The following is a 26811-nucleotide window of genomic DNA, read 5'->3' as shown; positions in this document are numbered from 1 at the left end:
CGCCGAACCGCAGCGGCGTCGGCGAACCCGAACAGAAAGGAACCCATCGGTATGGGAACCGTCCTCGGCGCAGTCGTGGCCATCGTGGTCCTGCTCGTCCTCATCGTCGTCCTGCTGCTCTCGCGCTATCGCGTGCCGGGGGCGGAGGAGGCGTTCATCGTCACCGGCACCGGCAAGGGGCACCAGGGCAAGGTCTACCGCGGCACCGGCACCTTCGTCCTACCCGTCGTGCAGCGCGCGACCCGCGTCCAGCTGTCGTCGGTGAAAGCCGACCTGGACACCTCCACCCCGGCCAACGACGGCATCGAACTGAAGGTCCGCGGAGTGGCCGTGGTCAAGGTCGGCGACACGCCGGAGGCCATCCTGAAGGCCGGACCGCGCTTCGGCGACGATCTGGGCCGCGTCAAGTCGCTGGTCACCGAACAGCTCTCGGGCGAACTCCGGTCGATCGTCGGCACCATGACGGCCAAGAGCATCCTGGTGGACCGCCAGCAGCTGGTCGATCAGGTGGCCCAGTCGATCAAGGAGATCCTCGGCAACCAGGGTCTGCTGCTCGACAGCTTCTCGATCAACGACGTCCAGGACTCCGACGGCCAGTACTTCTCCGACCTCGCCGCCCGCGAGCGCTCCGACCAGGCCGCGATCGCGGCCAAGTCGCGGGCCGAGGCGCACCGCGTGGCCGAAGAGAGCCGCATCGCCAACGAGCAGGCCGTCATCGAGAAGCAGCGCGAACTCGACATCGAGCGCGAAGCCGCCCGCCAGGCCACCGACCGCGCGGCAGCCGAGGCCGACGCCGTCCGCCCGCTCGTGGAGGCCGAACGTCGCCGCATCCAGGTGGAGAAGGACAACGAGGTCGCCGAGCAGAACGCACGCCTGCGCGACACCCAGCTCGACGCCGAGGTCCGCCGCCCGGCCGAAGCCGAGCTCTACGCGGCACAGCAGCGCGCCGAAGCGCGCAAGGCCGAGATCGTCGCCGAGGCCGAGGCGAAGGCCGAAGGCATCCGAATCACCGGTGAGGCCGAGGCCCAGGCGCTGGAGAAGCGTGCCGAGGCGCTGGGCAAGCTCGACAACGTGGGTCAGCTCGAGCTGGTCCTGTCGAAACTGCCCGACATCGTGCACGCCGCGTCCGGGCCGCTCGCCGACGCCAACATCACGCTGGTCGGCGACTCGGTGAGCCCGCTGGCCCGAGGTGCGGGGTCGTCGCTGGTCAGCACGCTGGAACTGATCCAGGGCGCCACCGGCATCGACGTCGCGGCCATGCTCGCCGACCTGGGTTCGCGCACGCCCGATTCCGCGGCGTCCGATTCCGCCGCAGTCGATTCCGCAGCAGTGACCGAGAAGTAGTCGGCTCACCTCGTCGAGGCCCGCGGGATTCAGCGCAGTCCCGCGGGCCTGGATCGTCTGTCAGCGGATGCGGAGGAAGTCGATGATGTCCGGGGTCACCGGGTCGACGAGGTCGGCGAACTCGGCGTGCTTGCTCACGTACCGCGCCACCAGCGGGCACACGGCGACCACCCGCTGCCCCGCCGCGCGCGTGTCGTCGAGCGCCGCGGCGACCAGGACCGAGCTCAGTCCGCGGCCGGCGAAGCGGTCGTCGAGTTCGGTGTGCGGGAAGATGCGCTGCCCGTCGCGGTCGACGAACTGGGTGAATCCGGCCTGTTCACCGTCGACGAGGATGTCGTAGCGCCCGAGGTCGTCGTTGCGCACCACCCGGGTCGTCTCGGCGCGGGTCGGCTCGGGGGAAGCGGCGCTTTCGGCGTCGGTCATGATTGCGGCCTCTTTCGCGGCTTGAGTCGGGTGTTCGGCAGAGCGGGCGCGGGGATCCACTCGTCGGCTCCCCACCCGCCTACCACTCCGAAACGTTCGGACCGCGCCTGCCATTCCTCGCGGTAGCCGACGATCTCGTCGTGGTCGCGGCCCAGGAAGTTCCACCACATGATGATGTCCTCGGCGAAGGGCTCGCCGCCGAGCAGAATGAGCCGCGCGGGCTCCGCGGTCGGGTTGGTCAGCGTCAGGGTGCCGGTGCCCGGCCCGACGTAGCCCAGCTCGGCTCGGGCGAGCTCGACGTCGTCGACGAGCAGACGCTCGGTGTCGAGCAGGACCCCGTGCTCGAACGTCGCCTCGACCGCGAGGTCCACCTGCCGGCCGGCGTCGATCAGCAGTTCGGCGCCCAGCAGCGGTGTGGCGGTGGTGATCTCGGAGACCGAGCCGCCGAGCGCCCCGGCGAACACCCGCATGCTGCCGACCACCGCGCCGTCCGGACCGGTCAGCGGCACCGAGGGCGGAGCGTAATGCTGGAAGCCGTTGTGCCCGTGCCGGACCGCGTCGGGCAGGGCCAGCCACAGCTGCACCCCGTGAAGCATCTCGACGCGATTCGTCGAGATCTCCGAATGGCTGATCCCCCGGCCGGCGGACATCAGGTTCATCTCGCCCGGCAGCACCATCGCATGCACGCCGGCACTGTCTCGGTGCTCGATCTCGCCCTCGAACAGCCAGCTCACCGTCTGCAACCCGGTGTGCGGATGCGGCAGGACCTGCATGCCGCCCGACGCCGAGACCGGTTCGGGTCCGTAGTGGTCGGCGAAGCACCAGGCGCCGACCATCGACCGATCGCGCGTCGGCAGCGTCCGGCGCACCTTCATCGCCCGCAGTCCGCCCAACGGCACCAGCCGCGATTCGATCACCTCGACCCCGGCCACGGGATGCGCAGTGCACTGCACCTCGGTGGGGTCGGCCTCCATGTTGCTCATCGGACATCCCTTCTCATCGCTCATCCCTTCAGTCGGAACCTCAGCGCCGCGATCAGATCGTCGAGCGCGGTCTCGATCACCTCGACCCGGCGCGCGGCGTCGGGCGCCTGCAGCACGCTGTGCCGATCGGCGGGGCCCAGCGGGAGATCCGAGGCGGCGCGAAACGAGTCGGCCGTCGGATCGCCGTCGCCGTACGCCACCGGCCTCGTCAGCTGCGAGGCGATCCAGCGCAGTTGCGGGTCCTTCCGGCCGCCCTGACCGCACAGCAGTTGCAGCTGGGCCCGCTTGTGCATCAGGGTCGTCCAGTCGATGTCCTCGCTCGTCGGCTCGTCGACCAGATCGTCGACATCGGCGCGCGGGTAGGGGTCGTCGGGCAGCCAGGCCTCGATGCGCAGGCGCGAGACGCCGGTGCACAGCAGCGAGTACCGGCCGGGCCCGGACTGTGCGAGCCGATCGATCTGCGCGAGCGTCCCGACCATCGCCCGCACATCGCCGCCGCCGACCTCCGAGCCGCGTTCGATCAGGACGGTGCCGAATCGCCCGCCCGCGGACTCCACATCGGGAACCATTGCCGCATAACGGGGTTCGAAGATCTTGAGGGGCAACTGCTCGCCCGGGAGGAGGACCGCCCCCAGCGGAAACATCGGCATCTCCCTCATGGCGATCACCCTACCCGCGCGGCGGGTGCGCCCCGGGGCTTCCCGCGAGCGTCCCCCGCGGCAATCGCACCACTTCCGTTCTGCGCACCCGGTCGCGACTGAGTGCGAGGAACGGAAGTGGTGCGATATCGGCGAAAGCGGTGCGTCAGTCGGCGTCGCTGACCATCCAGCGAATGCCGAACCGGTCGGTGCACATGCCGAACCGATGCCCCCACGGCGCCTTCACGAAGGGCACCTCCACGACGCCGCCGTGCGACAGGCCGTCCCACCACTTCTGATTGGTGTCGGCGTGCGGATGACTGACGGAGACCGCGACGTTGTCGCCGGCCGGGCTCTCGTCGTCGTGCGGTGAGTCGGCCGCCATCAGAACCAGCCCGTCGCGAGTGGTCAGCGTGGCGTGCATGACGCGGTCGGCACTGTTCGCCGGAGTGCCCGGCACGTCGGCGTAGGTGCGCATCGTGATCTCACCGCCGAAGACTCCCCGATAGAACTCGAGCGCGGCACGCGCGGTGCCGCCGAGCATGAGGTACGGGTTCAACTGCGCCGGCATGGATCATCCTCTCGAAGCGGGACGCACCCGGTTCGGTGCCCCGCCCACCGTACGCGGCGATCACTGCCGGGGCGGACACTTGGCGCATCTGGGGCGGTCCGGATCTCAGTGCGGGAGGACTCTCACTGCCCGACGCAGTCTCATTGCTGGATGAGCAGGGTCGCGGTCCCCAACGCGGGTTCGCGCAGCGTGCACACGCGGGTGCCGCGCTTGCGGCCGACGCGGACCTCGCTCACGTCCAGGCCCGCCTCGTGCAGCCGAGCGCGTTCGACGTCGATGTCGTCGCTGCGCCAGGCCAGACCCATCAGCCCGATTCCATCGGCCGGGTCGGTGGTTCCGGTGACCACCTCGATCACCGCGCTCGTGGTCCGGAAGAACAGCTGGGAGGCGCCGCCGCCGAGGTCGCGGACCAGTCGCAGGTTGATGCCCAGACGCCCGCCGAACAGGGCGAGCGCGCGATCGGCGTCGCCGACGGTGAGGACGATGTGATCGAGCATCCTGGCCGCGGGCCTGCGGTGAGCGCGGTCGGTGATCCGGAGCGGGACGGCGTCGTCCAGTGCCGCCGTCCCGTGCTCGCCGTCGGTCACCGCCAGCCCGCGTCGGCGCAGCAGTTCGACCGACCCGGGCAGGTCGGCGACCTGCAGGTCCACGGTGAGCGGCCCGGATTCGACGAGGCCGACGGTCGCATTCGACGCCGCCCACCGATCCCCTTCCGGCTCGCCCAGGAGCAGTCCGTAGACGACGCCGGCCCCGGCCCGATCGGCGGTCGGGAGCATCACGTGGACGTCACCGATGGCGAGCGGGTCGGGGATCTGCGGCTGAGAGGAGCTCACGGAGTCATCGTGGCATACGTGTCCGTATCGGGTTCGGGTACCGCGACGATCCCGACCGGGGTCTGTCGCGGCACCGTCACGGTGACCGCCGCGCCGACCAGGGCGACACCGGCGAAGATGTAGAAGGTCACCGAATTGCTCAGTCCCGCACCGATGATGGCGCCGCCGATGATCGGACCGAAGATGCCGCCGAGTCGCCCGAAGCCCGCGCACCAGGCGACGCCGGCCGCCCGAGCGGTGGTCGCGTAGTAGTTGGAGACGAAGCCGTAGATCAGCACCTGCGTACCGATGGTGCCGGTGCCGGCGACCGCGACCAGCGCGAGCAGCACCGGCAACGGGAAGCCGAACGTGAACAGCAGCAGAGCCACCGCGGCCAGGCCGAAGGTCGTCGCGACCACCGACTGCGGGCCGACCGCGTCGGCCCGCCGCGAGGCGATCAGGGTGCCGAGAACGGCCCCGCCGTTGAGGACGACCAGGAACAGCAGGGAGCCCTGGGCGTCGTAGCCCGCGTCGGCCATGATCTTCGGCAGCCAGGTCGTCAGCCCGTAGGTCAGCATCAGGCCGATGAAGCTCATCGTCCCCAGCAGTGCGGTCGGCAGCGCGTAGCGACGGGTGGCCAGCGCGGCGAAACCGACGCGCCCCGCGGTGCGCTCGCCGTCGAGCTGTGCCGCCGAGGGCAGCGCGATCCCGGTTCGAGCCGACAATGCGCGCGCCTGGTCGACCCGACCGCGGGCGGCCAGCCAGCGCGGCGACTCCGGCAGTTTGGCCCACGCCAGGGGCAGCAGGGTGACCAAGGGCAGCGCACCGATCCAGAACAGACCGCGCCAGCCGATCGACTCGCGCAGCGCCATCGCCAGCACGGCCGCCAGAATGCCGCCGGCGGGCACTCCGCTGTACACGATCGCGTTGAAGAGGTTCTTCTTCTGCGCCGGAACGCATTCGGCGACGAGCGTCGCGGTCGTGGCGAGCAACCCGCCGATGCCGATGCCCGTGAACAACCGCAGGACGGCGAACATCTCGTACGACGTCGCCATCGCGGCCAGCCCCATGCCAGTGGAGAACCAGGCGATGTTGACCAGCATCAGCCGCCGCCTGCCCAGCCGATCGCCGACCGCCCCGTTGGCCAGCGCACCGACCATCACGCCGATCAGCGCGTACGAACCGAGAAGACCCGCCTGTCCGGCGGTGAGGGGGCCGAGCTGGGTGGGGTCGTCCATCAGGACCGGCAGAACGGCGCCGAAGACCACCAGGTCGTATCCGTCGAACAGGATCGCCGTCGTCGCGAGGGCGACGATCCAGTAGACGGACCGACTGGCGCCGGTGGTGGTGGGTGAGGTCATCTGTGCTCCTACAGTCAACAAAGCGGGTGATCCGTACAAGAACCCTGACAGTTTGTGACCTCCGACACCCCCGAGCTTCCCCCAGTTCTGACCAGGGACGTCATTGTTGGCTTCGGTCGATCAATCGGTTGATTCCGGGTCTCGACGCAGATCCGTCGCGGCTCGGCACGGAGTGGCGTCCACCTCCACTCGGATGCGCTCTCTTACAGTGAGACATCACGATTCGTTGCAGAAGGGCCCGACGATGTCCGACGAAATGATTCCCGAGATGTCGCCGGAATCGCATTCCCCCGAATCCAGTGGCACCCCCGAATCCGGTGGCACCGCGGACGATTCACCGGGACGCTTGTCCCGCGGATGGTCGAGGTACCGCTCGCGCCTCTCGTACGCCGGTCTCGTGGCCGCGACGATTCTGCTGTGGTTCTCCGCCACCCCGTCGCTGCTCCCCCGCGGGCCGCTGTTCCAGGGGCTGGTCAGTGCCGGGGCCGCCGCCATCGGCTACGGGTTGGGCGCGTTCCTCGCCTGGCTCGCCCGGTATCTGGTCTCCCGCCGCGAGCCGTGGCCGCGACCGAACCGGTGGTGGTGGTCGGGGCTGGCGGTGGCCTTCGCAATCGGGACCGCGGTGATGTTCTACTGGTACGCCCGCTGGCAGGACGAGCTGCGCGACCTCATGGGCGTCGACCACCTGAGCTGGACCGCGTATCCGATCACGGTGATCGTCGCGGTGATCGCCTTCGCCCTGCTCCTGGGGTTGGGGCAGGCCTGGGGCGCGTTGGTCCGATCGCTGAGCCGCCGGATGAGTCGGCGCATCCCGCCGCGGATCTCGGGGATCATCGCGGCGACCGTGATGGTCGTGGTGACCGTCCTGATCTTCAACGGCGCCGTCGCCGACTACGGCATGTCGGCGCTGAACAACTCGTTCGCCGCCATCAACGACGAGAGCACCCCCGATTCGGCGGCGCCGACGTCCACCCTGCGTTCGGGCGGCCCCGAGTCCCTCGTCAGTTGGGAGAGCCTGGGTCGGATGGGGCGTGCCTTCGTCTCCACCGGCCCCTCGGTGGCCGACCTCGAGGCCTTCAACAAGGCTCCCGCCAAGGAACCGGTCCGGGTGTATGCGGGCCTGAAATCCGCCGATTCGATTCAGGCGAGCGCGGAGCTGGCCGCGCAGGAGCTCGTTCGTGCCGGCGGTCTGCAACGCAGACTCGTCGGGATCGCCTCGTCGACCGGCACCGGCTGGGTGAACCGCGCCAACGTGGACTCGCTGGAGTACATGTACAACGGCGACACCGCGATGGTGTCGATGCAGTACTCGATGCTGCCGAGCTGGCTGTCGTTCCTGGTCGACCAGGAACGCGCACGGCAGGCGGGACGAGCGCTCTTCGAGGCCGTCGACCGGCTCGCCCGCCGCATCCCGGAGGCGCAGCGCCCCAAGATCGTCGTCTTCGGCGAGAGCCTGGGCTCCTTCGGCGCCGAGGCCCCCTTCGGTTCGGTGGCGACGATGAACGCGCGCACCGACGGCGCCCTGCTGACCGGCCCGACCTTCAGCAATCAGATGTGGGCCGACACCACCGCCAATCGTGACGCGGGCACCCCCGAGGTGCTGCCGATCTTCGAGGACGGCGAACAGGCGCGCTTCATCAACGTCGACGCGGATCTGGACCGCCCGGCGGACCAGCCGTGGGAACCCGGCCGAATCGTCTACCTGCAGCACGCCTCCGATCCGATCTCCTGGTGGAATCCGGAGTTGATCCTGAACAAGCCCGACTGGCTGAAGGAACCGCGCGGAATCGACGTGCTGCCCGCGGTGCGCTGGATCCCGTTCGTCACCTTCCTGCAGGTGGCCGCCGACATGGCGGTGGCCGTCGACGTTCCGGACGGGCACGGTCACCATTACCTGCGGGAGATCCCCCGGGCGTGGGCGGCGATTCTCAGCCCGCCCGGATGGACCGACGCCAAGACCGCGGAACTGCTGCCCCACCTGACGAGGGACTGACCGCGGAGGGACTGAACCGCCGGGCGGTGGTTTCGACAGCAAGTTACCCTTCGGTAACAGTGATTGGGTAGCATCGGCGGGGTGACTGAAACCAGCGTTCCGGCCTACCGTTCCACCGCATACCGGGCCTTTGAACTCGCCGTCTCCGACCACGTCGCCGAAGTGACCCTCATCGGGCCCGGCAAGGGCAATGCGATGGGCCCGGACTTCTGGACCGAACTGGTTCCGCTGTTCGAAGGCATCGACGCCGACCCCGAGGTCCGCGCGGTGGTGCTGACCGGTTCGGGCAGGCACTTCTCGTTCGGCCTCGACCTACCGGCCATGATGGGCGACTTCGGCAAGGTCCTGGCCGACGACGCGAAAGCCGGCCCGCGCACCGACTTCCACAACATGATCAAGCGGATGCAGCACGGGGTCAACGCGGTCGCCGACTGCCGCAAGCCGGTCGTCGCCGCGATCTCCGGTTGGTGCATCGGCGGTGGCGTCGACCTCATCACCGCCGCCGACATCCGCGTCGCCTCGGCCGACGCGAAGTTCAGCGTCCGCGAGGTCAAGGTCGCGATCGTCGCCGACATGGGCTCGCTGGCCCGACTGCCGCTGATCGTCGGCGACGGCCACACCCGCGAACTGGCCCTGACCGGCAAGGACATCGACGCCGCCCGCGCCGAGAAGATCGGCCTGGTCAGCGACGTCTACGCCGACCAGGACGCCGCCCTGGCCGCCGCCCGCACCCTCGCCGCCGAGATCGCCGCCAACGCTCCCCTGGTGGTGCAGGGCGTGATGGACGTCCTCGACCACAGCCGCAGCGCCCGCGTCGACGACAGCCTCCGCTACGTCGCCGCCTGGAACGCCGCCTTCCTGCCCAGCGACGACCTCACCGAGGCCGTGACCGCAGTCTTCGAGAAGCGCGCGCCGGAGTTCAAGGGGCGGTAGACCGCTCGCGAACACCGCCTGCCGTGCTCCCGGCCTCCGGCGAGGTCGGGAGCACGGCAGGCGGTGGCAGATCGCGCGAGGTGGCAGATCGGTGCGGTGACAGATCGGATAGACGTCACCGGTGAGGCCCCACACCCCGCCCACGAACCCTGTGTCCCCTCAGCGGGGAACTGGGTCCGAACGGCGCGGGATCACCGCGTCTGTTCGACCGGCGACAACCGGAACAGCGGGATGACCCGCGTGGTCCGCTCCTCGTACATGGTGAAGTTGGGCCAGACGGCAAGGAGCTTGTTCCAGGCGTCCTCGCGCGCCGCGCCCGACAACTCGCTGGCCGACATCGGTGTGCTGACGCCGTGCACCCGCACGTCGAAGACGTCGGCCGCGCGGATGTTGAACACCCAGGCCGGGGTCTTGGGTCCGCCGAAGTACGAGCCCGCGACCAGCCAGTCGTCGCCGTCGGGTGCGGCGAGCATCGTCGTCGAATGGGGCACGCCGCTCTTGCGGCCCGCCACCGTGAGCGTGATCCCCGGCAGGCCGGCGATCCGGAGCAGATCGACCCGGCCGCCGGAGACCTTCTGAACCAGCTTGTCGAGCTTGACGATCCAGGGCAGGTACTTCGGCAGCCAGGTGATCGATCCGATCAGGATCGCCAGCCGGGTGATGATCCCCATGTGTCAGCCGAGATTCGCCGTGAGCGTCTCGGCGAGGAGCTTGGCGATCTGCGCCGGGTCCTCCAGGTCGCCGCCCTCGGCGAGGACCGCGGTGGCGTACACCAGCTTCGCCGTGGGCTCCAAGGCGCTGTGGTCGTCGCCCTCGGCGGCGAACTTGCCCGCCAGTGCGGTGACGAGCGCGTTGTCGGGGTTGAGCTCCAGGATCCGCTTGCTGTGCGGCACCGGCTGACCGGACGCCCGGTAGAGCTTCTCCAACTGCGGGGTCATCGAGAACGCGTCGCCCACCAGGCAGGCCGCCGATTCGGTGAGCCGGTTCGACAGCCGCACCGTCGAGACGTCGTCGGACAGGGTCTCGCCGAGCCAGGTGAGCAGCGGCGCGAACTCCTCCTCGCGCTTGGCCTTGTCCTCGTCGTCGGACTGTTCGTCGTCGCCGTCGAGATCGACAACGCCCTTGGCCACCGAGACGAAGGCCTTGCCGTCGAACTCGGGGATCGACGACGCCCACACCTCGTCGACCGGATCCGACAGGAGCAGCACCTCGATGCCCTTGGCGGCGAAGGCCTCCAGGTGCGGCGACCGCTCGATCTGGGTCCGCGACTCGCCGGTCATGTAGTAGATGACGTCCTGGCCGTCGGCCATCCGGGTCACGTAATCGGCGAGCGTGGTCGGCTCGGTCTCACTGTGCGTGGAGGCGAAGACGGACGCCTTCAGGATCGCCTGAGCATTGTCCTGATCGTTGATCAGGCCTTCCTTGAAGACGCGGCCGAAGTTGGCCCAGAAGGTCTGGTAGTCCTCGGGACGCTGGGTCTGCAGGTCCTGGACCGCGGCGATGACCTTCTTCACCAGGCGGCGGCGGATCGCGCGGATCTGTCGGTCCTGCTGGAGGATCTCGCGGGAGACGTTCAGCGACAGGTCGGCGGCGTCGACGACGCCCTGCACGAAGCGCAGGTACTCGGGCATCAGCTCGGCGGCGTCGTCCATGATGAAGACGCGCTTGACGTACAGGTGGATGCCGCTGGACCGTTCGCGCATGAACAGGTCGAAGGGCGCCTGCGTCGGGATGAACAGCAGCGCCTGGTATTCGAAGGTGCCCTCGGCGTGCAGCGAGATGGTCTCCAGCGGATCGTCCCAGGCGTGCGAGACGTGCCGATAGAACTCGGCGTACTCCTCTGCGGAGACCTCGCTGGGCGTCTTCGCCCACAGCGCCTTCTGCGAGTTGAGGGTCTCGTCGACCTCTTCGACGGTCGGCTCGGCGTCCTCGCCCTCGCCCGGCGTGGTCTTGGTGACGGTCATCCGGATGGGCCACGAGATGAAGTCGGAGTACTTCTTGACCAGGCCGCGCAGCACGTGCTGATCGGCGTAGTCGTGAACGGCGTTCTCTTCGTCGACCGGCTTGAGCGTCAGCGTGATCGAGGTGCCCTGCGGGGCGTTCTCCACGTCGTCGAGGGTGTAGGTGCCGTCGCCGGTGGAGACCCAGCGGGTGCCGACGCCGTGGCCGGCCTTGCGGGTGACGAGCTCGACGCGGTCGGCGACCATGAACACCGAGTAGAAGCCGATGCCGAACTGCCCGATGAGGTCGCTCGCGTCGGCGGCGTCGTTCTCGGCCAGCTTCCGGCGCAGTTCGTCGGTGCCCGACTTGGCGACGGTGCCGATCAGGTCGATGACCTCGTCGCGGGTCATGCCGATGCCGTTGTCGGACACGGTCAGGGTCCGCGCCGTCGCGTCCGGGGTGAGTCGGATGTGCAGGTCGGAGATGTCGACGTCGAGGTCCTTGTCGCGCAGGCCCTCCAGCCGGAGCTTGTCGACCGCGTCGGAGGCGTTCGAGACCAGCTCCCGCAGGAAGCTGTCTTTGTTCGAGTAGATCGAGTGGACCATCAGGTCCAGCAATTGCCGTGCCTGGGCCTGGAACTCGTACACCTGCGAGGTCACCGCGTTTACTCCTGTCCGTTGTGCTGATTTTGCGCCGCTGAGTCTACCGGGGCGCGCACGCGTAGGGTGGGAAGCGTGTCTGGCATCCCTCGTGCCCTGTTCGTTCACGCACATCCCGACGACGAGTCGTTGTGGACCGGCGGAACGATCGCTCGTCATGCCCGACGCGGCGGCGACACCTCACTGGTGACCTGCACCTGGGTGCGCGGCACTCATCGCCACCGCGAACTGCTCGACGCGGGCCGTGAACTCGGGCTCACGCGCGAACCGATCATGCTCGGGTACGCCGACAGTTTCGTCCCTGAATCCGCTCCCGGCGCAACGGCTTTCATCCACGCCCCGTTCGACGAACAGGTGGCGGCACTGGTCGCCCACGTGCGGGAGCTCCAGCCGGAGATCATCGTCACCTACGACGCGTACGGAATGTACGGGCATCCCGATCACATCCACGCCAATCGACTGGCCTGCGCGGCGGCCGACGCCGCTCCGCTGGCGGCCTATCACCCCGAGCTCGGCCCGCCGTGGCAGGTCTCATCGCTGTACTTCATCACCATTCCGGCGACCACCGTCAGCCGGATCAAGCCGTACCTCGAGCATGATTCGCACCTGCCCATCGACGGGACGCCCGCCGCGGCGATCGACGTGATCGTGGACGTCGGCGACTGCGTCGGCTGCAAGATCCGTGCGATCACCTCGCACAAGACGGAGATGGCGCGCAGCGCGTCGATGCGTGACTTCGCCTCGCTGCCGCCCGACCAGCAGCGCCTGTTCCTGCGAACCGAGTCGTACCTGCGCCGCGACCTCGTGCCGGGCGGCGCCGAGCTGCTCTGATCGAGTCCCGGGTTGTCGAGGACCTGGAACGGCCCAGCCCCCCAGGGTTGTCGAGTAAGCGCAGGAGCGAAGCGACGAAGCGCATCGAGACGACCGCTCCCGCACCGGGATCTCGATACGCTCGCTCACTCCGTTCACGGGCTACTCGACCACCCTGGGAAGGCCCGCAGCCCCCAGGGTTGTCGACCGCCCTGGGACAGCCCACCACCCCTACAGGGTTGTCGAGGACCTGGGACAGCCCAGCCCCCCAGGGTTGTCGAGTAAGCGCAGGAGCGAAGCGACGAAGCGCATCGAGACGACCGCTCCCACACCGGGGTCTCGATACGCTCGCTCACTACGTTCGCGGGCTACTCGACCACCCTGGGAAGGCCCACCACCCCACGGTGTCGACCACCCTGGGAAGGCCCGTCATCCCCAGGGTTCCCGAGGACCTGGAAAGACCGCCACCACCAGGGTTGTCGAGTAAGCGCAGGAGCGAAGCGACGGAGCGCATCGAGACGACCGTCCCCACACCGGGGTCTCGATACGCTCGCTCACTACGTTCGCGGGCTACTCGACCACCCTGAAGACGATCACCACCCCCCACGGTGTCGACCACCCTGGGACAGCCCCCCCGGAAGGGCTCGGCGGTCAGGCGGTCGGCGGGGGCGGGACGAGCTCGGTCAGGTCGGTGCGCAGGCCGGAGGCGCGGGCGACGCGGCGGCCGACGGCGGCGCGGAGCGCCTCCGGCGTGCCGACGATGTTCACCTCGTGCTCGGCACGGGTGATGGCGGTGTACAGCAGTTCGCGCGTGAGCAGTTCGGCGTCGGGCGGCGGCAGGACCACCGTGACCGTCCCGAACTGGCTGCCCTGGCTGCGGTGAATCGTCATCGCATACACCGGGACCGCATCGGCGAGCTGGCTGGGATGCAGCTTCTTGATCTCGTGACCGCGCTCGAACACTGCGGTCAGCCCCTGCTCGGGATCGTCGACGACGACGCCGGAGTCTCCGTTGTACACGTCCTGAGCGCGATCGTTGGCGGTGACCAGCAGCGGTTCTCCAGCGGCCCAACCCCAGCCGAAGCCGCCGCCGAAGCCGCCGCCGAGATCCTCGGCGATCCACTCGATCACCCGCCGCGACCACCCGCCGACACCGTACGGACCGTCGCGGTGCGCGCACAGCACCCGATGCCCGCGCAGTGCGCGCACGGCGGCCCGCGCATCGCCGGCCCGGGCCGCGGACCGCATGGCGCCGGCCCACCCGACCGCCTCGCCGCGCACGGCGTCCTCGTCGTCGACGTCGAGCAGCCGCACCGGGTGATCACCGTCCGGTCCGCGCCCGATCAAGGCCAGCACCCGGTCGGCGTCACCGGCGTTCACCGCTTCGGCGACCTCGCCGATCCGGTCGCCGTACCGGTGCCCGCGACGCAGGGTGACCACGCCGCGGCCGAGCGCGAGGCGTTCGGCCGCATCGAAATCGCCCTCGTGCACGTCGGCCGCCGCGACGAACGCGTCGGGCAGGCCGGCGAACCCGTCGCGCGCCGACTCCTGATCGGCCTCGCTCCGAGCCCCGCCGTCGCGGTCGACGAGGTCGGCGAGCACGGCGCCCGCCTCCACCGACACCAGCTGGTGCGGGTCGCCGACGAGGATGAGTCTGGTGTCGGCGCGCAGGGATTCGAGCAGGCGACACATCATCGTGACCGGCAGCATGGACGTCTCGTCGACGACCACGACGTCGTACGGGAGCCGGTTCCCGCTGCCGCGCAGAAAGGTGCCGTCGGGCCGTGAGCCGAGCAGGCGGTGGACGGTGACGGCCGCCGGGTCCGTGTGCAGGGCCTCGTGTTCGCGCCGGTACTCGCCGATCGCCGTCTGCAACTGCGCGGCCGCACGCCCGGTGGGCGCGCACAGCCCGATCCGCAGATCCCCGTCGAAGAGCGTCTCCATCACCGACAGGATCCGGGCGACGGTGTAGGTCTTGCCGGTCCCGGGTCCGCCGGCGAGCACGGTCGTCCACGATGTGGCGGCCAGGGCGGCCGCGGCGCGTTGCCGGTCGTACCCTTCGGTGTCGCCCGCACCGAAGGCCAGGTCCAGCGCCGTCGCCAGTTTCGCGGCGTCGACGTCCGGGTGTCCGGCGGCGCGCGCGTCGAGGATCGCGCGAATGCTCTGCTCCTGCCGGAAGTACTTGCGCAGGTACAGCAGCGCGCCGTCGTCGGAGTAGGCGAGCGCCAGCGGGCGCAGCGGTCCGGTCGGGCATCCGGTCAGCAGGTGCGATGCGGTGAGCGCGGTGAGCATGTCGGTCGACGACGGCCACGGCAGCGGCTGCTCCCCCGTCTCGGTCGCCGGCGCGAGCTCGGTGAGACGGTCGATCTCGACGCACGTCGACCCGCTGCGCACGGCGCGGACGGCCAGCGCCGTGGCCAGCAGCACGTTCTCGTGGACGGGCGCGCCGGAGAGCTCGGCGACCCGGCGCGCGACGTGCACGTCGGCGGCGTCGACGACGCCTGCATCGTTGAACACCGTGAGCAGGTCGGTGCCGTCGGCGACGCGCTGCGGCCGCCCGCGATCGCGGTCGATGATGCTCATGTCGTGCTCCCCTCGCCGCGCCCGGCCAACAGCTCGGACATGCCGAGCACCAGTCCGGTCGGCACGTTCCACTCGAAGACGCCGCAGCCGGGCGGCGTGTCCGGGCCGGCCATGCCGCGGACGAAGTGGTAGTGGACCGGCCCCAGGTGCCGGGCCGGAGCGTAGTCGGGCAGCCGCCAGCGCAGGTACCGGTGCAGGGCCACCGAGTACAGCAGCGCCTGCAGCGGATAGTGCGCCGACATCATCTCCGCGGCCATCGCGGCGCGGTCGAAGTCGGTGACGGCGAGCTCGCCCGCCCGCAGTCGGTTGGTCTTGTAGTCGACGACGACGAAGCGGTCGTCATCCAGGCGCAGGACCGAGTCGATGCTGCCGGTCAGGAATCCGCTGAACCGCTCGGGCGACACGGTCCGCACCAGGTCCGCATAGGGTGCGAGCGGGTCGTCGGCGGGCAGGTGACGTGCCAGGAGGTCGCCGACCGCGTCGAGGCCGAAACCACCGTTCGCCGCCGACAGCGGAAGCTCGAAGTCGAGTTCGGCGAGCCGTCGGCGCGGCTTGATCCCCCACAGGTCTCCGAAGCCCAGCGGTGTGGTCAGCACGCCGATCAGCGCGCGTGCGAGGACGTCGACGTCGATGTCGACGCCCCGCGCCGCGGCACCCCGGCGGCACATCTCGAGCACGTGCGCGTCGCGGTCGGAGGCGGCCGTGTCGACGTGCTCGAGCACCTCGTGGACGAGGGTGCCGAATCCCGCTCCGTAGGGCAGCCCGTTCATCAGCGAGGCCGTCTCCCCGGTCGACCCCGCCGCTGCCGCCGACTCCGCCTCCCCTGCCTCGGCGAGCGTTCCGGCGTCGTCGGGTTCGTCGGGCCGCAACACGTCCTCGGGTTCGCTGCCGGCCTGAACCGTCGACGGCGCGGTGGGCGCGGGAGCGTGGAATGCGGCGTGCGCCGCCGCGACGATCGCCGAATACGAGGTGCGACGCCACCGCTGGTCGACGGTGCGGCCGAAGACGGCGACCCGCAGCTCCGGCACCGTCGGGGGCGCGGATTCGGGATGCCATTCGACGAACCCGGTCCGGCCGGCGGGTTCGACCGTGATCGAATCGCCGGCGGCGGCGACCGCGCGCAGCACCGCGACGCACTCGGCGTCTACCGCCGGGATGGGCACCGTGTCGGGGATCGGCGACACGGTCCCCGACCGCGCGGCGATCGCCCGTTCCTCCGCGGTGAACAGCAGCCGGTGCAGCGCCCCGCGCGCAGTGGTGGTGGACGGCGTCCACCACAGCACCACCTGACTGCGTGCCCGGGTGACCGCCACGTACAGCAACCGCAGGTCCTCGCCGGCGCTCTCGAGGCGGGCCCGCCGATTGCGCCGGTCGTAGCCGCGGGCCCGTTTGCCGCCGACGTCGAGGTAGCGGATCTCGCCTTCCTCGTGGAGCGGGCCTTCCTCGTGGAACAGGAAGGTCGCCGGGTTCGGGTGGCCGGCCCCGTCCCAGCCGAAGGGCACGTAGACGATCGGGAACTCGAGGCCCTTGCTGGCGTGGACCGTCATGATCTGCACCGCCTCGGTGTCCCGATCCAGTCGTCGGGTGGCATCGCGCCGGCGACTCCACTGCGAGGCGTCGTCGATCTGCCTGCCCAGCCAGTCGGCGACCGCCCCCAGGCCCGCGGAGGTCTCGGCCGCGTGCCGGTTGCACAGTTCGGCGAGCTGGAGGATGTCGGTCAGCAGGCGTTCGCCGCCGTCGAGGGCGAGGAGTCGTTCAGCGGTGGTGAACTCGCCGAACAGTCGCGCCGACATCGCCGCGAAACCGCCGTCGCCGAAGACGCGGGCCAGGTCGGACAGTTGTCCCGCCAGGGTGCCGATGCCGGTCTCGCCCTGCCGTTCGAGGGTCTGCGCCGACAGTCCGATGATGGGTGTCAACGCCGCCAGCCGGACGCGGGGCTGCCGCGAGGGGCTGTCGATCGCGGCGAGCACCGAACGCCAGTGGCGGGCGGCGGGCGTGGCGAAGATCGACGTGCCCGACGTGACCACGGAGGCGATCCCCCGCTCGGCGAGGGCGCGTTGGAGCGGTTCGATCGTCCGATTGGCTCGCAGCAGCACCGCGATGTCGCCGGGTCGGACCGCGCGCGGGCCGTCGTGGTCGTCGATGCGGATGCGGCCGGCGAGCGTCGATGCGATGTCGTTGGCGACGTCGTCGGTCACCGCGTCGCGGACCGCACCGACCAGCGGGGTGGTCCCGTCCTTGGTGAACGCGGTGAAGTCGCCGCGGGTGAATCCGCGGATCCGGACCGCGGGCGCACCGTGCAGGCGTGACTGGCGACGCGCAGCGCGAACCGGGTGATAGGCGATCTTGGGATGGCCGAGGGTGGCGCCGTGGAACAGCGTCCCCAACCCGTCGACGACGGCCTGGTCGGACCGCCAGTTCACGGCGAGCCGCCGCCGCTGACCGGCCGCGTCCACGGCGTTGAGGTAGCTGAGCACCTCGGCGCCGCGGAAGGCGTAGATCGACTGCTTCGGGTCGCCGACCAGGATCAGCGGCAGGTGCCCGTGGAAGCAGTTCTTGACGATCGCCCACTGCTGCGGGTCGGTGTCCTGGAACTCGTCGACCAGCACGACCGCGAACTGGTCCCGGATGCGCCGGCACGCCTCGGGGCCGATCGTCGGATCGGTCACGACGGTGTACAGCGCCTGTTGCAGGTCGTCGTAGGTCCGGACGCGGGCCAGCGTCTTGCGCAGTGCCGTGTGCTTGCGCGCCAGCTGCGCGATCCACACTCGGATGTCGGACTCGTCGGTGCGTTCACCGTCTCGATCCGGCGCGAGGGCGGCGGCGGGGTCGCGGACCGCGGCGACGGCGATCTGTTCGGCCTCGTCGTAGGCCGGAGCCGAGTCGGGATCGCCGGCGAACCGCGCCAGGAAGGCGTCGCGAGCCAGTTCGGCGACCATGTCGTCGACGTTCTCCAGGATCGGGAACTGCTGCTGGCGGCCGCCGAGGAAGCCGAGCGCCGCAAGCATCCGGTTGCAGAAGGTGTGCGTGGTGGTCATCGTGGCCGCGTCGAAGTCGGAGAGCGCGGCGCTCAGGCGCTCGCGCCGCCGCTGCGTCTCGGCGGGGTCGGCGGCCGCCAGGAAGGACACGAGCTCGTCGTCGGAGGCGGCCTCCGCGCCCGGATCGCTGAGCGCCGCGGCGCATTCGGTCAGCCGCGCGTGGGTGCGGTCGCGCAGCTCGGCGGAGGCCGCGTTCGAGAAGGTGGCCATCAGCAGTTGCGAGATCGGTACGCCCTCGGCGAGGTACCGGACCGCCAGTGCGACGATGGCGTACGTCTTGCCGGTGCCCGCACTGGCTTCCAGGACGAGCGTTCCGTCCGGCAGCGGCGCCGTCAGATCGAAGTCGTCGACGGCCGACTCCTGCGTCATCGGTCCTCCTCGTTCCGGCGCAGCGGACCGAACACCGCGGCGGCCAGACGCACATACATGTCGGTGGCGGGTTCGCCCGGCAGCCGGTCGGCGGCGCCGCCGAGCTGATCGGCCGCGGGCATCGAGGCGTGGAGGGTCTCGAAGCCCACCGGGGCGTCGGGGTCGCCGTGGAAGACCAGACCCGCATACCGGTTGGTGTCGGCATACGAGCTGCCGTAGGCCCACCCGGCTCGCCGCAACGCGGAGTCGGCGCGCCCGGTGCGTCCGAACTCGGCGGCGGCCGCTTCGGCGGCGTCGAGCGTCAGCCCGATCGGCGCGGTCAGCCCGGCGTCGCGAATGCCGACGAGCAGCTCGAGCAGTGCGGCGGCGTCGGGGTCCGGGCGCAGCCGGCTGACCTTGGCGGCCGGACGGTGGCCGGAGGCGCTGCCGATGACGATGGCCTCCTCGACGGTCCGGTCCGAGCCGGCGGCGATCGCCAGCAGCCGGATCCACGCGGCGAGGCGATGTTTGGCCCCCAGGCGCGAGTAGCTGACCGGAACCAGCCGGCCGGCGAAGACGTCGCCGACGGTCCCGTAGAGGCGGCGTCCGCCGGGCAGATCCACCCGGATGTCGACGGCGTCGGCGGCGTCGCCGCGGTAGCCGTGTGCGGCAGTCGCGACGGCCTGCGCCTTGTCGCGGATGGGCGCGAACTCGCGGGAGCCGAAGGCGAACGGCGGCAGGGTGCCGCGCCGCATCTCCGCCCCCTGCGCGGCGCCGGGGTCGGCGCCGTCGAGCAGCGCGCCCAGATACCGGTTGCCGACGCCCCAGCGTTCCAGACCGTCGAGCCCGACGGCCAGCTCGTCGGGGTGATCGTCACCGTCGTCGGTCAGGCCCACCCCGAGACGCTGGCGTGCGAAACCTTCGACCGGCGCCGACAGGAAGCTGATCAGCTCGTCGAGGTCGACGTCGCCGGACCGGTCGGCCGCGGGCAGGTGCTCGGCGGCGATGACGGGCATCGCGCGGCCGCGGCCGCCCGACCGGTGTACGGCGCTGAGCGTGCGGGCGGCGGGCAGCAGGGCGGCGTCGTAGCTGAACGGTCCGTCGCCGTCGGCGACGAAGTTCTGCTCGTCGAAGGCGTGCAGGGTGTGGCGGTGCAGGACGGGGGTCGGTTCGCCCGCCGCCGTGCCGAGGACGGTCCGCACCGTGTCGAGCAGTTCGGTGACGACGACCGCCGGCGGGGTGATCGCCCCGGTCATGGGGTCGGCGCCGGTGTAGAAGACGAGCAGGGTCTCGGTCGCCGCCCCGATGGCGTCGAGGAAGACCTGGCGGTCCTCGTCGCGCATGTTCCGCTCCCCGACCATCGGCGTGGCCTGCAGGATGTCGTCGCCGTCGAGCGCGCCCGCCCGCGGATAGGCACCGCTGTCGAGGCCCAGCACCGCGATCACCCGGTGCGGCACCGACCGCATCGGCACCATCGAGCACACGGTGAGCTCACCGGTGCAGAAGTTCGACCGCGTGGGCCGGGCGGCGAGCAGTTGCGCCATCAGATCGCGCAGGTCGGCGAGGTCGAGCACCGATTGGTCGGCGCCCTCGGGCGCGGTGAGCGCTTCGGTGAGCATGCCGACGGCTTGGGCGCGTTGCCACTCGGTCTCGGCGTCGGTCGCGGTCAACAGATCGACGGCCTCAGTGAGCACCCCGAGCCAGTCGCCCGTCGAGCGCGGCTGCGAGACGGTGTCGATCAGCGTCGCGGTCCGTTGAGCGAACTCGGCGAACCGCCCGGCCAGGTCGGTGTCGGTCGAATCGATGCCCGACAGCGGCAGCGCGGTGCCGAGCCACTGGTTCTCCGACTCCTCGGCGATCACGCCGAGCAGGATGCGGTCGAGTCCGGTCCGCACGGTGCCCTGCGGGAAGCCGCCGAGACCGAAGCGACGACGTCCGTCGTCGTCCATGCCCCACCGGATCCCGGATCGCCGCACCCATCCGTCGAGGGTCGTCACGTCGTCCTCGGTGAACCGGAATCGCGCGCGCACGGGTTCGGCCGCGGCCAGGTCGAGGAGATCGCCTGCCCGGACCCGCCCGGCGGCCAGGTCGAGAATCCGGGCCAGCGTGTCCAGCACGGCGTTCTGTGCGCGCAGTCCGCGGTCGGCCAGGCGCACGCGCAGCGAGAACGCGGGATGGTCGCGGCCCAGGCCCGCCTGCCCGAACGATCCGCCGATCAGCGGCGCATAGGTCTCGATGTCGGGGCACATGATGAGGACGTCGCGCGGTTCGAGTCCGGGGTCCGCGTCGAACAGGTGGAGCAGGCGGTCGCGCAGGACTTCGACCTGGCGGGCCGGGCCGTGGCAGGCGTGCACCTGGACGCTTCCGTCCGCCCTCGTCCCCGCGACCGGCTCGAGCAGGTCCTCGCGCAGCCCGCGCTGCAGGGTCGACAACAGGGTGTCGGCATCGGTGGACGCCGGATCGTGGCGGACGTCGTCGCCGCCGGCGAGGACCTCCTGCAGTTCTTGGAGGTCGCGGGACAGGGCGGCCAGCAGCGGGTGGCGCGGCCGCGGCGCGATCCGCGCCGCGCGCGGGGTCGGCGCGGACCCGCTCGGCCGGGTGGATGCGGCGACCGAGTCCCACAGGGCGGGTGACGGGTGCGGCAGGTACAGCGCGACCTCGCGCCGTTCGGCGAGCGCGCCGAGGACCGCGCGCAGCGTCTGCGGGATCCGGGTGGCGCCGAAGAGTGCGAGCCGGTCGGGCAGATCGACGGCGTCGCGGTCGGTGCGGAGCCGGTCGAGCACCGCGGGCAGGTGCTCGGCCAGGTGCGGGTGACCGACCTCCTCGCGCACCAGCCGCCAGAACCAGGGCTGCCAGTTCAAGTGCGGCGCGAGGGCGTCGCCGGTTCCGTCGGTGTCGTGCCCGGCCGCCCATTCGGCGATCATCGTGGGCCGCTGCCAGCCGTAGGAGCTCAGCAGTCCCGCGATCGTCGACGCCGCCGACAGGCGACGTCCGTGCCCCGGCGCCGCCGGCGCACTGTCGCGACGGAGGTAGGCCGCCAGGACTGCCAGGCGCGGATCGTCGATGTGGGCGTCGAGCACTCGGAGCACCGGCCAGCGCAACCGGTCGGAGAACCAGTCCTCGGCGGCCGCCGGATCGGCCGCGACGGACTCCAGCACCTGGCGCAGGAGGAAGGCCGGTGAATCGAAGGCGATGTTGGCCGCGATGCCGTCGCCGCCCTCACCCGCGCCCAGACGAAGCGACAGCTGCTGCTTCAGCCACCGTTCGACTCCGCGTTCGGGGACCGCGACGATCTCGGTCTGCATGGGATCTGGCAGCGGCTGTGCGAGCGTGCGTGCGAGCGCGTCGACGAGCAGGCCGGTCTTCTCGGACCGGTGCACAATGAGCATGGTCGTCCTCTCAGCCGTCGCCGGTCAGCGACGGCGCCGGAACTCGACCTCGGCGCCGAACCGGCCCTCGAGCACCTCGCGGACGGGAGCCGGAATCGGAATCGGCCGACCGGTCTCGCGGTCGATCACGGTCGAGGTGCTCTCGGCGAGGGCCGACAACGCTCCCTCCGCCGAGCGGAGGCGGTAGGCGAAGTCGAACGAGGAACCGCCGAGCCGCGACACCCACACCTCGACGCGGGCGGGCTCGAGGCTGTACAGCAGCGGCGCGGTGTACTCGATCTCCTGGCGGGCGACGAGCATCGCGAACTCACGTTCACCGTCCGGGAACCAGGCGTGCATCGCGCGAATGCGCGCCTCCTCCAGGAGGCGCGCGAACTGCACGTTGTTGACGTGGTTGAGCGGGTCGAGATCGCCCCAGCGCAGATGGAGGTCGGCCACGAATGCGGTGTCGGACATGAGAGCAGCCTATCGTCGGGCCCCGACAGCCCCGCGCCCCGGGATCGGCGGGCATGCGCCTCGCCGAGGACTGCCGAGTCGCCGTCGAAGAGACGGCTTCGTCGCTAGACTCTCCGGGTGGACATCGGGACGAGACGACTGCGGCTGCGGCCGGTGTTGCCCGCGGACGCACCGCTGCTGCTGCGCCTCGATTCCGACCCGGCCGTCATGCGCTTCGTCTCCGGCGGCGAGCCGACGCCCGCGGCGACGATCGTCGACTGGGTGATCCCGCGATCGCAATCTCACTTCCAGCGGCACGGCACCGGCCTGTGGGCGGGCTTCGATCGGCGAACCGACCGCTTCGTCGGCTGGGTGCGCCTGCGGGCGCCGCGGCATTCGGCGACGGCCGAGTTGGAGCTGAGCTATCGCCTGCAGCGGGCGGCGTGGGGCCGCGGCCTGGCGACCGAGGCGGCGGGCGCGGTGATCGCCGCGGCCTTCGACGGCGGCGTCGCGAGCCGCATCTTCGCCAGCACGCATCCCGACAACGCCGCCTCCCAGCGGGTGATGCAGAAGCTCGGGATGCGGCTGGCGCCCGGCGGTCTGCTGCGCGAGCAGTTCGACCGCGAGCAGTTCGACGAGGCGTTCACCGCCGCCGACATCGAGTACGAGATCCTGCGCACCGACTGGCTGCGGCGCCTCGGCACCGCGCCCGTCGCGGGCGGGCGGCACCATTGGCGACCCGGCCCCGACCGACCCGGAGTGCCCGCGTGAGCGCGGCGGACTACCGTGGTCACCGCCGGGGTTCACCGCAGTCGGCCCCATCGATTCCCTGTCATCTGAATGAGCACTCAGGAGTATGCCAATGACCAGCAGCCCACCCAGCAGCCTGCGGCGTCGCCGTCAGGTGGTGATCATCGGCTCGGGTTTCGGCGGCCTGTTCGCAGCACAGCGCCTCCGGAGAGCTGACGTGGATGTCACGCTCATCGCCAAGACCACCCACCATCTGTTCCAGCCGATGCTCTATCAGGTGGCGACCGGAATCATCGCCGAGGGCGAGATCGCGCCGGCGACCCGGGTGATCCTGCGGAAGCAGAAGAACACCCGCGTCCTGCTCGGCGAGGTCTTCGACATCGACCTCACGACGCGCGTGGTCCGCTCGCAGCTGCTCGAGCGCGTCACCGAGACCGCCTACGACGATCTGATCATCGCCGCAGGCGCCGACCAGTCGTACTTCGGCAACGACCACTTCGCCGAGTACGCCCCCGGCATGAAGACCATCGACCACGCGCTGGAACTGCGTGGACGCATCCTCGGCGCCTTCGAGCAGGCGGAACTGTCGAACGATCCCGAGGAACAGCGCAAGCTGCTGACCTTCGTGGTGATCGGCGCCGGCCCGACCGGCGTCGAGTTGGCCGGGCAGATCGCCGAGATGAGCGCGAAGACCCTCGAGGGAGCCTTCCGCAACATCGACTCCACCGATGCGAAGGTCATCCTCCTCGACGCCGCCCCGGCCGTTCTGCCGCCCTTCGGTCCCAAGCTGGGCGCCAAGGCCAAGCGGCGGCTCGAGGGCATGGGAGTCGACGTCCAGCTGGGTGCGATGGTCACCGATCTGGACTACGACGGGCTGACCGTCAAGGAGAAGGACGGCACCACCCGCCGCATCGAGAGCCAGTGCAAGGTGTGGTCGGCCGGCGTCCAGGCCAGCTCGCTCGGCCGCGTGCTCGCCGACCAGTCCGAGACCGAGCTGGATCGCGCCGGCCGCGTCAAGGTGGGACCGGACCTGGCGATTCCCGGGCACCCGAACGTCTTCGTCGTCGGCGACATGATGGCCGTCGACGGCGTCCCCGGCGTGGCGCAGGGCGCGATTCAGGGCGGCCGGTACGCCGCCGACGCCATTCTCGCCGAGATGCACAAGGGCCAGACGCCCGACCAGCGCAAGCCGTTCAGCTACTTCGACAAGGGCTCGATGGCGACGGTCTCGCGTTTCAGCGCGGTGATGCAGGTGCCGATCCCGGGCACCAAGCGCAAGTTCGAGACCGAGGGCTACCTCGCCTGGCTCGGCTGGTTGGCCCTGCACCTGGTGTACATGGTGGGCTTCCGGAACCGGTTGAACACCTTCATCAACTGGTTCTTCGCGTTCAGCTCGCGCGGGCGCACCCAGTTGGCGGTGACCGAGCAGCAGGTCTATGCGCGGTCGGCGCTCACCGAGCTCTCGTATCTGGAGCGGCTGCGGCTGGCCGAGGCCGCGCGGTCGGAGCAGGACGGCGATTCGACGGCCGACTCCGCGGGCTGACACCTGACCCCCGTACCCGCTGACGAAGGATCCCGGCGCATCGTGCCGCGCCGGGATCCTTCTGCGTCAGCGGGGTCAGGCGGGCATCTCGATGTTCTGCAGGCGCACCCGCGACTGCGCCGCCAAGCGGCCGTCGGCGTCGACGATGTCGACCTGCCACAGCTGCTGACGACGACCGCGGTGGATCGGGGTGGTCGACACGCTCAGGACCCCACTTCGGACGGGCCGCAGGAAGTCGGTGCTGTTGTTGGCACCGACGGCGCTGCCGCCGATACCGGTCTCCTGCAGCCAGCAGAAGGCACTGATGCTCGCGGCGCTCTCGGCCAGGGCACAGTAGACACCGCCGTGAGTGATGCCGAAGGGCTGGTGATGGATGTCGGCGACCTCCAGGGTGCCGCGCACTCCCTCACCGTCGGCGTGGGTGACCTGAAAGCCCAGCAGCTTGTCCAGACCTCGGGCCTGGCTCACATCAATCGTCTCGGTGGTGTTGTCCATGATGTGCACATTGCCACCGCGATGCCGCGATTGCCACCGGCGCGGCACCGGTTCCGCGCAGCGGATGCAAGCCCTGTGACGCCGATGGTCCCCGCGCTCATCGTCGAGCGCGGGGACCATCGGCGGGGATCGGGGGTCTCTGCAGCCCTCAGGACACTCTCGCGATCCACGTCACTGAATGTAGGCTACCCTTAGTCAGGTGTCAACACGCGGCCCTGCCCCGCGGGTCGGCCATGGTCGGATCCGATCGGGAACCCACACCGCGGTGCATTCGTTACACCGGTGTGACCCCGTCGGAATATTCGACCCGGCCACGCGAGTTGACCGGCACGAATCGGAGAAAGCTGGGAGTCGACGTAGAATGAAGAAGATGAACGGATTGGGTGATCTCGAGCGTGCCGTGATGGACACGTTGTGGGCTTCGGCGACACCGCAGACGGTGCGCCAGGTTCACGCTGAGCTCTCCAAGAGCCGCACCCTGGCGTACACGACGGTGATGACGGTCCTGCAGCGGTTGACGAAGAAGGATCTCGTCACGCAGATCCGCGACGACCGCGCGCACAAGTACCAGGCCACCTCGCCGCGCGAAGACCTCGTTGCCAAACTGATGGTCGACGCCCTGAGCAGCACCGACGCCCCCGGCGCCCGACACGCGGCATTGGTGTCGTTCGTCGGCAAGGTGGGCGCCGACGAGGCCGCCGCCCTCCGCGAAGCGCTCGATGAGCTCGAAACCGCCCGCAGCGGCCACCGTTGACTATTCTGACCTGAGTTCTCGAACCGGACCGATTGGAGGCGCCGACGCCGATGACCGCGTTGCTGTTCGGCATCCTCACCGTCGCCCTCGTCGGACCGATCCCGGCGGCGCTCGCACGCGCCACCTGGCCGCTGCACACTCCCCGTGCCGCGATGGCGCTGTGGCAGTCCATCGCCCTGGCCGCCGTCCTGTCGGCGTTCAGCACCGGCCTGGCCATCGCCGCCAACCTGCTCGCGCCCGGACCCGACGGTGCACCGACCAGCAATCCGGTCGCCGAGATCGAACGCCTCGGCTGGTTCCTGTGGACCGTGTACGTGTCGGTCTTCGTCCTGACCCTCGTCGTCGGCGCCCGGTTGATGTACACGGTGCTGCGCGTCGGCATCCGGACCCGCGCCCGCCGCAACGCGCACCGGATGATGATCGATCTCGTCGACAACGCCGATCGCCGTCTCGCCGCCGGGCGCGACATCCGCATCCTCGACGTGCCCACCCCGCTCGCCTACTGCCTGCCGGGACTGCGACGCCGCGTGGTCCTGAGCGAGGGCGTCCTCGCCCGGCTCGACGACGACCAGCTGACGGCCGTCATCGCCCACGAGCGGGCCCATCTGCGCGCCCGGCACGATCTCGTGCTCGAAGCCTTCATCGCGGCCCACGAGGCCTTCCCCCGGTTCGTGCGGTCCCGATCGGCCCTCGGCGCCGTCGAACTGCTCGCCGAGGTACTCGCCGACGACCAGGCCGTCCGTGCGACGACGCCGACCACGCTGGGTCGCGCGCTCGTCGCCTGCGCCGACGCCACCGCGCCGCGCGGCGCCATGGCCGTCGGCGGACCGACCACGCTGATCCGCGTCCGCAGGCTCACCCACCTGCGGCCCACCTGGCGCATCTCGGCGACCGCGTACCTGCTCGCGGCCGCGATCCTGGTGGTCCCGACGCTCGCCGTCGCGATCCCGTGGCTGACGGAGCTGAGTCGGCTGATGTCCCACTCGTGAGCCGTCACCGGCGTTCGCG

21 protein-coding genes are annotated in these 26811 nt (G+C 70.4%); 8 read left to right on the top strand and 13 right to left on the bottom strand.

The genetic code is table 11. The features are described from left to right. Positions 1–51: 51 nt before the first annotated feature. Entirely contained in the window at positions 52–1344 is a 1293-nt protein-coding gene (locus AAFO60_RS14075; RefSeq protein WP_347956840.1) for a flotillin family protein, read from the top strand. A 60-nt stretch (positions 1345–1404) separates the two neighbouring features. Here AAFO60_RS14075 and AAFO60_RS14070 read toward each other — a convergent pair whose 3' ends face one another. From AAFO60_RS14070 to AAFO60_RS14045, 6 genes are all read right to left on the bottom strand, one after another. Beyond that, positions 1405–1767 (bottom strand): GNAT family N-acetyltransferase, encoded by a 363-nt coding sequence (locus AAFO60_RS14070; protein ID WP_347956839.1) that lies wholly within the window; start codon positions 1765–1767, stop codon positions 1405–1407. Then, a complete protein-coding gene (locus AAFO60_RS14065) occupies positions 1764–2750 on the bottom strand; it encodes a pirin family protein (protein WP_347956838.1) in 987 nt (328 codons plus the stop codon). Before AAFO60_RS14065 ends, AAFO60_RS14070 begins: the two co-directional genes overlap by 4 nt. Before the next feature lie 20 nt (positions 2751–2770). Further along, positions 2771–3409 (bottom strand): LON peptidase substrate-binding domain-containing protein, encoded by a 639-nt coding sequence (locus AAFO60_RS14060; RefSeq protein ID WP_347956837.1) that lies wholly within the window; start codon positions 3407–3409, stop codon positions 2771–2773. Between the two features lie 145 nt (positions 3410–3554). After that, entirely contained in the window at positions 3555–3959 is a 405-nt protein-coding gene (locus AAFO60_RS14055; protein WP_347956836.1) for a VOC family protein, read from the bottom strand. 140 nt (positions 3960–4099) lie between these two features. Then, on the bottom strand, positions 4100–4792 hold the full coding sequence (locus AAFO60_RS14050) for a VOC family protein (RefSeq protein WP_347956835.1): 693 nt from the start codon (positions 4790–4792) through the stop codon (positions 4100–4102). Next, a complete protein-coding gene (locus AAFO60_RS14045; protein WP_347956834.1) occupies positions 4789–6132 on the bottom strand; it encodes an MFS transporter in 1344 nt (447 codons plus the stop codon). Before AAFO60_RS14045 ends, AAFO60_RS14050 begins: the two co-directional genes overlap by 4 nt. Before the next feature lie 244 nt (positions 6133–6376). On the opposite strand from AAFO60_RS14045, the gene AAFO60_RS14040 reads away from it, so the two are divergent. Further along, positions 6377–8125, top strand: coding sequence for an alpha/beta hydrolase (locus AAFO60_RS14040; protein ID WP_347956833.1), 1749 nt, complete (start codon positions 6377–6379; stop codon positions 8123–8125). A gap of 81 nt (positions 8126–8206) precedes the next feature. After that, positions 8207–9058 carry a crotonase/enoyl-CoA hydratase family protein gene (locus AAFO60_RS14035; protein ID WP_347956832.1) on the top strand — a complete coding sequence of 284 codons (852 nt, stop codon included), beginning with the start codon at positions 8207–8209 and terminating at the stop codon, positions 9056–9058. Between the two features lie 191 nt (positions 9059–9249). Here AAFO60_RS14035 and AAFO60_RS14030 read toward each other — a convergent pair whose 3' ends face one another. Both AAFO60_RS14030 and htpG read right to left on the bottom strand, forming a co-directional pair. Beyond that, positions 9250–9729 carry a nitroreductase family deazaflavin-dependent oxidoreductase gene (locus AAFO60_RS14030; RefSeq protein WP_347956831.1) on the bottom strand — a complete coding sequence of 160 codons (480 nt, stop codon included), beginning with the start codon at positions 9727–9729 and terminating at the stop codon, positions 9250–9252. A gap of 3 nt (positions 9730–9732) precedes the next feature. Further along, the gene (gene htpG, locus AAFO60_RS14025; protein ID WP_347956830.1) at positions 9733–11658 is read right to left on the bottom strand and encodes a molecular chaperone HtpG; all 1926 of its coding nucleotides are present in this window, start codon (positions 11656–11658) and stop codon (positions 9733–9735) included. A gap of 66 nt (positions 11659–11724) precedes the next feature. On the opposite strand from htpG, the gene AAFO60_RS14020 reads away from it, so the two are divergent. After that, complete coding sequence (locus tag AAFO60_RS14020; protein WP_347956829.1) at positions 11725–12489, top strand: PIG-L family deacetylase; 765 nt, start codon at positions 11725–11727, stop codon at positions 12487–12489. 630 nt (positions 12490–13119) lie between these two features. Here AAFO60_RS14020 and recD read toward each other — a convergent pair. The 4 genes from recD to AAFO60_RS14000 are packed head-to-tail and all read right to left on the bottom strand — an operon-like array spanning position 13120 to position 22282. Then, on the bottom strand, positions 13120–15051 hold the full coding sequence (gene recD / locus AAFO60_RS14015; RefSeq protein WP_347956828.1) for an exodeoxyribonuclease V subunit alpha: 1932 nt from the start codon (positions 15049–15051) through the stop codon (positions 13120–13122). Then, positions 15048–18458 carry a UvrD-helicase domain-containing protein gene (locus tag AAFO60_RS14010; RefSeq protein ID WP_347956827.1) on the bottom strand — a complete coding sequence of 1137 codons (3411 nt, stop codon included), beginning with the start codon at positions 18456–18458 and terminating at the stop codon, positions 15048–15050. Before AAFO60_RS14010 ends, recD begins: the two co-directional genes overlap by 4 nt. Then, positions 18455–21826, bottom strand: coding sequence for an exodeoxyribonuclease V subunit gamma (recC, locus tag AAFO60_RS14005; protein ID WP_347956826.1), 3372 nt, complete (start codon positions 21824–21826; stop codon positions 18455–18457). Before recC ends, AAFO60_RS14010 begins: the two co-directional genes overlap by 4 nt. A 24-nt stretch (positions 21827–21850) precedes the next feature. Further along, positions 21851–22282: an acyl-CoA thioesterase gene (locus AAFO60_RS14000; protein ID WP_347956825.1), complete on the bottom strand. Its 432-nt coding sequence runs from the start codon at positions 22280–22282 to the stop codon at positions 21851–21853. A gap of 117 nt (positions 22283–22399) precedes the next feature. Between AAFO60_RS14000 and AAFO60_RS13995 the strand changes: the two genes are divergently transcribed. Both AAFO60_RS13995 and AAFO60_RS13990 read left to right on the top strand, forming a co-directional pair. Continuing rightward, on the top strand, positions 22400–23032 hold the full coding sequence (locus tag AAFO60_RS13995; protein WP_347956824.1) for a GNAT family N-acetyltransferase: 633 nt from the start codon (positions 22400–22402) through the stop codon (positions 23030–23032). Positions 23033–23123: 91 nt separating this feature from the next. Further along, positions 23124–24554 carry an NAD(P)/FAD-dependent oxidoreductase gene (locus AAFO60_RS13990; protein WP_347956823.1) on the top strand — a complete coding sequence of 477 codons (1431 nt, stop codon included), beginning with the start codon at positions 23124–23126 and terminating at the stop codon, positions 24552–24554. Positions 24555–24629: 75 nt separating this feature from the next. Here the strand turns inward: AAFO60_RS13990 and AAFO60_RS13985 are convergent, their stop codons facing one another. After that, positions 24630–25049, bottom strand: coding sequence for a PaaI family thioesterase (locus AAFO60_RS13985; RefSeq protein WP_347956822.1), 420 nt, complete (start codon positions 25047–25049; stop codon positions 24630–24632). 361 nt (positions 25050–25410) lie between these two features. On the opposite strand from AAFO60_RS13985, the gene AAFO60_RS13980 reads away from it, so the two are divergent. Continuing rightward, entirely contained in the window at positions 25411–25803 is a 393-nt protein-coding gene (locus tag AAFO60_RS13980) for a BlaI/MecI/CopY family transcriptional regulator (RefSeq protein WP_347956821.1), read from the top strand. A gap of 50 nt (positions 25804–25853) precedes the next feature. Next, a complete protein-coding gene (locus tag AAFO60_RS13975) occupies positions 25854–26792 on the top strand; it encodes a M56 family metallopeptidase (protein WP_347956820.1) in 939 nt (312 codons plus the stop codon). Positions 26793–26811: the final 19 nt, after the last annotated feature.

This window comes from Gordonia aichiensis, from assembly GCF_039946255.1.
Lineage (GTDB): Bacteria > Actinomycetota > Actinomycetes > Mycobacteriales > Mycobacteriaceae > Gordonia > Gordonia aichiensis_A.
This window is presented reverse-complemented; position numbering and strand designations above follow the sequence as displayed.

What these genes read in the sequence shown, in the direction of transcription:
- AAFO60_RS14060 (WP_347956837.1), bottom strand. Translation starts at nt 3,409, where the DNA reads ATGAGGGAGATGCCGATGTTTCCGCTGGGGGCGGTCCTCCTCCCGGGC.
- recC (WP_347956826.1), bottom strand. Translation starts at nt 21,826, where the DNA reads ATGCTCATTGTGCACCGGTCCGAGAAGACCGGCCTGCTCGTCGACGCG.
- AAFO60_RS14000 (WP_347956825.1), bottom strand. Translation starts at nt 22,282, where the DNA reads ATGTCCGACACCGCATTCGTGGCCGACCTCCATCTGCGCTGGGGCGAT.
- AAFO60_RS14075 (WP_347956840.1), top strand. Translation starts at nt 52, where the DNA reads ATGGGAACCGTCCTCGGCGCAGTCGTGGCCATCGTGGTCCTGCTCGTC.
- recD (WP_347956828.1), bottom strand. Translation starts at nt 15,051, where the DNA reads ATGAGCATCATCGACCGCGATCGCGGGCGGCCGCAGCGCGTCGCCGAC.
- AAFO60_RS14030 (WP_347956831.1), bottom strand. Translation starts at nt 9,729, where the DNA reads ATGGGGATCATCACCCGGCTGGCGATCCTGATCGGATCGATCACCTGG.
- AAFO60_RS14010 (WP_347956827.1), bottom strand. Translation starts at nt 18,458, where the DNA reads ATGACGCAGGAGTCGGCCGTCGACGACTTCGATCTGACGGCGCCGCTG.
- AAFO60_RS13985 (WP_347956822.1), bottom strand. Translation starts at nt 25,049, where the DNA reads ATGGACAACACCACCGAGACGATTGATGTGAGCCAGGCCCGAGGTCTG.
- AAFO60_RS14045 (WP_347956834.1), bottom strand. Translation starts at nt 6,132, where the DNA reads ATGACCTCACCCACCACCACCGGCGCCAGTCGGTCCGTCTACTGGATC.
- AAFO60_RS13975 (WP_347956820.1), top strand. Translation starts at nt 25,854, where the DNA reads ATGACCGCGTTGCTGTTCGGCATCCTCACCGTCGCCCTCGTCGGACCG.
- AAFO60_RS14070 (WP_347956839.1), bottom strand. Translation starts at nt 1,767, where the DNA reads ATGACCGACGCCGAAAGCGCCGCTTCCCCCGAGCCGACCCGCGCCGAG.
- AAFO60_RS14055 (WP_347956836.1), bottom strand. Translation starts at nt 3,959, where the DNA reads ATGCCGGCGCAGTTGAACCCGTACCTCATGCTCGGCGGCACCGCGCGT.
- AAFO60_RS14040 (WP_347956833.1), top strand. Translation starts at nt 6,377, where the DNA reads ATGTCCGACGAAATGATTCCCGAGATGTCGCCGGAATCGCATTCCCCC.
- AAFO60_RS13990 (WP_347956823.1), top strand. Translation starts at nt 23,124, where the DNA reads ATGACCAGCAGCCCACCCAGCAGCCTGCGGCGTCGCCGTCAGGTGGTG.
- AAFO60_RS14065 (WP_347956838.1), bottom strand. Translation starts at nt 2,750, where the DNA reads ATGAGCAACATGGAGGCCGACCCCACCGAGGTGCAGTGCACTGCGCAT.
- AAFO60_RS13980 (WP_347956821.1), top strand. Translation starts at nt 25,411, where the DNA reads ATGAAGAAGATGAACGGATTGGGTGATCTCGAGCGTGCCGTGATGGAC.